Annotated in this window: 3 protein-coding genes and 1 pseudogene; all 4 read left to right on the top strand. The window is 75.9% G+C overall.

Translation table 11 applies throughout. The features are described 5' to 3' along the window. A pseudogene (locus ACFUEL_RS33900) lies at positions 1-259 on the top strand (hypothetical protein); the annotation flags it as partial. Between the two features lie 110 nt (positions 260-369). Then, positions 370-1902, top strand: a complete 1533-nt coding sequence (locus ACFUEL_RS33905; RefSeq protein ID WP_380241127.1) for a flavin monoamine oxidase family protein — start codon at positions 370-372, stop codon at positions 1900-1902. A gap of 8 nt (positions 1903-1910) precedes the next feature. Continuing rightward, a complete protein-coding gene (locus ACFUEL_RS33910) occupies positions 1911-3275 on the top strand; it encodes a glutamate-cysteine ligase family protein (protein WP_380241129.1) in 1365 nt (454 codons plus the stop codon). A 248-nt stretch (positions 3276-3523) separates the two neighbouring features. Next, positions 3524-5527, top strand: coding sequence for a LodA/GoxA family CTQ-dependent oxidase (locus tag ACFUEL_RS33915; protein ID WP_380241131.1), 2004 nt, complete (start codon positions 3524-3526; stop codon positions 5525-5527). Positions 5528-5580: the final 53 nt, after the last annotated feature.

The raw sequence follows: 5580 nt of genomic DNA on the forward strand, positions 1-5580 counted from the left end.
TGTGCTGGCCACCCTGCACCGGCACAAAACCGGACACCGGGCGGCGGGGGGCGGGGGGCCGGCGGCACACCCCACCGGCCGCCGCGGGGGGCCCGGCGCGCGCGGCCCCCGCCACCGCGACGGGCGCGCCTTCACGGCCGCCGTGCAGGTCGTCCCCGCCGCGGTCGCGGAGACGGTGACCGCCGCCGTGGCCCGCTCCCCCCGGCTCGGCGGCAGCGGCGTCCGGTGGCCGATCAGCCGGCTCCCGGCCGGGATCTGACCGGCCCCGCCCCGCGGGCGGCCCGTTCCGCCGTCCGCGGGCTCCACCCGTCCTCTCCGTCAGGTCCGTCCGGGCTCCTGCCGGAGCCCTCCGCCGAAGGGTCGCCATCCGTGTTCGACACCAGTTTCGCCTTCCCCGACGACCTGTTGAGACCGACGGCCGGTCCGGGCGGCCGGGTCGCCGTGATCGGAGCGGGCATCGCCGGGCTGGTGTGCGCGTACGAGTTGCAGCGGCGCGGCTTCGACGTGACGGTCCACGAACGCGGCCACCGCCCCGGCGGCCGGGTGCGCACCCACCGGTTCTGGGACGGCACCCACGCCGACCTCGGCGCGATGCGCATCCCCACCAACCACCACTGCGTGCTGCACTACGTGGCGCGCTTCCGCCTGGCGACCCGCACCTTCGTCAACTACAACCCGCAGGCCCTCTACCACCTGCGCGGCCGCCGGGTCCGGGTGCGGGAGGTCGCCTCGCTGTTCCCGGCCTTCGCGCTGGGGCCGGACGAGCGCCACGAGCCGTCCGCGCTGCTGGACCGGGTCCTCGGCCCGGTCTGGCGGTCCTTCAGCACCGAGCAGCAGCGCCGGGCCCTGGAGGGCCACTGGGACGACCCGGCGCTGGAGCGGGCCGCCTCGGTGTCGCTGTGGCAGTTCGTCCACGAGCACCTGTCCCAGGACGCCTGGGACCTGTTCGGCCACGCCAGCGGGCTCGCCCACTACGAGCAGTCCTCGCTGCTGGAGGTGCTGGTCGACTACTTCGGCCTGTTCCACCGCGGGCAGGTCGAGCTCTCCGACGGCTTCGACTCCCTCGCCCGCGCCTTCGTCCGCGCCCTGCGCCCCGGCACGCTGCGGCTGTCCAGCCGGATCGACGAACTCGCCCTGACCGGCGACGGCGTGCGGGTGCGCGGCCGGCGCATCGGCGGACGGTTCGACGAGCGCGCCGACTTCGCGGTGTGCTGCGTGCCCGCGCCCGCGCTCGACCAGATCACCCTCACCCCCGGCCTGCCCCACCCGCAGCGGCACGCCGTGCGCGGCATCAGCTACGCCAGCAGCGCCAAGGCCGTCCTGCACGTGACCCGCCGCCGCTGGGAGAGCCAGGACGGCATCCACGGCGGCGGCAGCTTCACCGACCTGCCCGTGCAGCAGGTCTGGTACCCGTCCGACAACGCGGTGCGCACCGACGGCGGCGTCAACGGCTCCGGCACGCCCCGCTGGGAGGCCCGCGACCCGCTGCGCTCGGCGCAGCCCGCGGCGCTGCTCGGCGCCTACCTGTGGGGGGCCAACGCCCGCCGGTTCGCCGCGCTGGAGCGGGCCGACCGGGACGCGCTGGTGCTGGAGTGCCTGGAGAAGCTGCACCCCGGCATCAGCGCGGACGTCGACGACATCGTCCACTGCAACTGGGACGTGCAGACCGGCATGGGCGGCGGGGCGTTCGCCCACCTCACGCCCGGCGAGCACGCCCGGTACCTGTCCGTGCTGGGCGCCCCGCACCCGGCCGGGCGGCCGCGGCTGTTCTTCGCGGGCGAGCACCTGTCCGGGGCGCACGCCTGGTGCCAGGGCGCGGTGCAGTCCGCGCTGCACGCCGTCCGTACCCTGCTCGACCACGCCGGGCAGGCCCGGGACGCGGCCCCGGCGGTCCTCCGGTGAGCGGCCCGGTGAGCGGCCCGGTGAGCGGCCGGGAGCCGCTCGGCCGCGCCGACCTGCTCGCCCCGCTGACGCCCGCGCCGGGCGCCGTCGAGCGGGTCGGGGTGGAGGTGGAGTGCGGCCTGCTCGACCGGGCGACCGGCGTCGGCGCCCGCTACTCGGGCCCGCGCGGGGCGCGGGCCGTGCTGGAGGCGGTGCTGCGGCGCTGGGGCGGCGAACCCGAGGACGACACCGGGCAGTTGACCGGCGTCCGGCTGCCCGACGGCAGCAGCGTCACCCTGGAGCACGGCGGGCAGGTCGAGTACTCCTCGACGCCCGCGCCCGGCGTCGGGAAGGCCGTGGACGAGGTGCGGGCGGCGCTGGAGCGGCTGGCCGACCTGGCGGACGGCTTCGGCCTGGCCGTCGTCCCTGGCGGCAACCTGCCCTTCGGGCGGCTGGCCGACGTGGAGTGGGTGCCGATGACCCGCGGCGCGGCCATGCGCCGGTACTTCGCCGGCCTCGGCCCGGCCGGGGAGCGGGCGCCGCACGTGATGGCGCTGTCGCTCTCCACCCAGGCCACCCTGGACTTCCTCGGCCCCGAGGACTTCACCCGCAAGCTGCGGATGCAGACCGCTGCCGCCCCGGTGGTCTCCGCGCTGCTGGTCAACTCCCCGCTGCTGGAAGGCCGTCCGTGCGGTGTGCTGTCCCACCGGTCCTGGGCGTGGCTGCGGACCGACCCGCTCCGCACGGGCCTGCTGCCGCCCGCACTGCACGCCGACGTGGGCGCCGGGGACGTCGTCGACTGGGCGCTGGGCGTCCCGCTGATCCACTACCGCACCGCCGACGGCCGCTACCGCCGCGCCCCCGGCGGCAGTTTCGCCGACCTGCTCCGGGACGGCCTGGACGACGGTGCCGGGCCCACCGCCGCGCACTGGGCCGCCCACCTCTCCCAGCTGTGGACCGACACCCGGGTGCGCCGCACCCTGGAGCTGCGCGGCGCCGACGGCCCGCCCGCGGCCCACCTCGGCGCGCTGCCCGCGCTGTGGACCGGCCTGACCTACCACCCCGAATCGCGGGAAGCCGCCTGGGAGTTGACGCGGGGGCACACTGCCGCCGAGCACCGCGCGGCCCGCGCCGAACTGCCCGCCCGCGGCCTGGACACCCGCCTCGGCGACACCCCCGTCCGCCCGCTGGCCGCCGAACTGCTCCGCCTGGCCCGCACCGGCCTGGAAGCCCGCGTCGCCGCCGGGCTGGAGCCCCCGCACGTCCCCGCCCTGCTCGACCCGCTGGACGAGATCGCCGCCACCGGCCGCACCTTCGCCCACCGGCACCTGGAGCGCTGGCACGGCGACCTGCGCACCGACCCGGCCCGCTACGTCGCCGCCCACCGGGTCTGACGCCCCCACGGCGGCGGGCGGCGCCGGGCGGCGCCCGGGGGGGGTGGAACGCGTCCGGGCGCGCGTCGTGCTCGGGGCGGCGCACGCCGGGCCGTGTCGCGCGCGCCCGGCATTCAGGTGAGTTCGGTGCGTCCGGGGTCGCGGAAGCCGTTGCGCCGACCGATTCCTTCGAGTACGACCCGTCGGAGCGAGGCCGCGGTCCAGCTCTCCCGCGCCTCCGCCCCGTCCACGAGAGGACAGCGCGACCGATGACAGACGAGATCGCCTACGCGAAGATCCACCCCGCGATCGGGGTGGCCCGCGTCGGCAACAGCACCGCAGCGGACGGCTGGTTCCACGGCCCCGAGACGCCCGCCCCCGAACCGGCACCGGTCGGCTTCTACAAGGACGCCGCCGGGGCGGTCAAGCGCCAGGCCGCCCGGTTCCGGATCTACGGCTACGACGCCCAGGGCCGCGTGGTGCGGGAGTTGAAGCCCTCCGAGGCCGGGGTGGAGGTCGAGTGGGCGGTGCACGTGGCCAACCGCAAGGCCGCCTGGTACAACTTCGACCTCGCCCTGGACATCCCCGACATGAAGGGCATGGCGTCCCGGCTCCGCAACGCCAAGCCCGACCACGCGGACCGCTCCCACCTGGTCATCGACCCCGGCCGCAAGACGCTCGCCCCCGGCAGCAAGGGGCCGGTGGAGTTCACCGGCGGCTCCTGCTTCGGCGTCCCCGTCCCGCTGGGCCGGATGCAGGCCGACGAGGAGGGCCGGCTGGTCGTCCTCGGCGGCGCCGGCACCTCCGCCTCCCCCGGCGGCGATCCGCTGCTCTCCTTCGGCAACAACGACGGCTGGTACGACGACACCTCCGACGGCCCGGTCACCGCCACGCTGAAGCTGAACGGCAGGGCCGTCGAGGTCAAGGGCGCCTGGGTGGTGGTCGGCCCGCCCAACTTCGCCCCGGACGTGAAGACCCCGCGCACCCTGTGGGACCTGCTGCACGACGTCTTCCGCCCCGAGCAGCCCGGCGGCGCGAGCGGGGAGGTGGTGTTCGAGCGGGACATCAGGCCGGTCCTGTACCGCTTCTGCGAACTCCAGTGGGTCAACAAGGGCTACGCCACCCACTACGGCTTCGGCGGCCCCGAGGACTTCATGGCCCCCGCGCTGTACGACCGGCTCTCCAGCAGGGCCGAGCGCAACCGGGAGCTGCGCCGCCAGGTCTACACCGCGATGCGCGACTACGAGCGCGACGGCGGCCTCTCCCCGCTGCCCTGGCCGTGGTTCTACGGCGACGGCATGGCGAGCAAGCCCAAGTCGCAGCTGCAGTACATGACGCTCTCCCCCACCCAGATCGCGCAGTTGGAGAAGTGGGCGGACGGGGAGTTCAGCACCGCCGCCGTCCCCGACTTCCCGGCCCGGCTGGAGGACGCGCCCGTCGCCGAGCAGCCCGGCCTGCTGGACCGCGCCGCCCTGGACTTCTGCCTCGCCGACGCCTTCCACCCCGGCTGCGAGGTCACCTGGCCGATCCGGCACACCACCATGTACCAGGAGCCGTTCCGGATCCTGCACCGCGCCGAGAACGACCCCGAGCCCGACTACGGCCAACAGCTGAGCGCCGAGCGGGCCCTGGGCGCCGACGGCCCGCTGCACGCCCAGCCGCCCGGCGGGCTGACCCGCTGGATGGCGATCCCCTGGCAGACCGACACCGCCAGCTGCCGCTCCGGCTACGAGTTCAAGGCCCTGCCCAAGGGCCGCTACGACCCGCACCTGCCGACCTTCTGGCCCGCCCGGGTGCCCAACCACGTGCTCACCGAGGAGGACTTCCGGATCGTCAACAAGGAAGGCGGCAGCGGGAGTTCGGAGGACGAGCGGCTGGACGCGTTCGCCCGCCGAGCCTCCTGGCTGCGCGGCCTGCGCGGCGAGTACAAGGAGCAGCTCGCCCAGGCGGCGAAGGAGTGGCACCACTTCGGCATCGTGGAGACCCGCCGCTACACGGTCGGCGACGGCAGGTTCCCCGCCACCGTCCGGGTCGAGTCGAAGCCGGGCTTCCCGCTGGACGGCGTCTCGCCCGACCGCAACCTGGTGACCGTGCACGTCCCGGAGGCCACCGCGCTGGACACCGCCGCCTACAGCGGCGTGCTCGGCGACGTCGCCGAGCGGACCGGCTACAGCGCCGAGGAGATCACGGTCGGCTACATCGACAAGCTCGACCCGTTCGGCGAGGAGTCCGCCAACGGCGGCGGCGCCCGCCCCGCGGACGGCGGCGCGTGAGCCCGGCCGCACCCGCCGGGACCCGCACCCCCCGCGTCGACGTGGTCGTGGCG

The sequence above is a fragment of the Kitasatospora sp. NPDC057198 genome (genome assembly GCF_042670125.1).
Lineage (GTDB): Bacteria > Actinomycetota > Actinomycetes > Streptomycetales > Streptomycetaceae > Kitasatospora.

Excerpts from the sequence above, each read along its gene's own strand:
- ACFUEL_RS33915 (WP_380241131.1), top strand. The coding sequence starts at position 3,524 with ATGACAGACGAGATCGCCTACGCGAAGATCCACCCCGCGATCGGGGTG.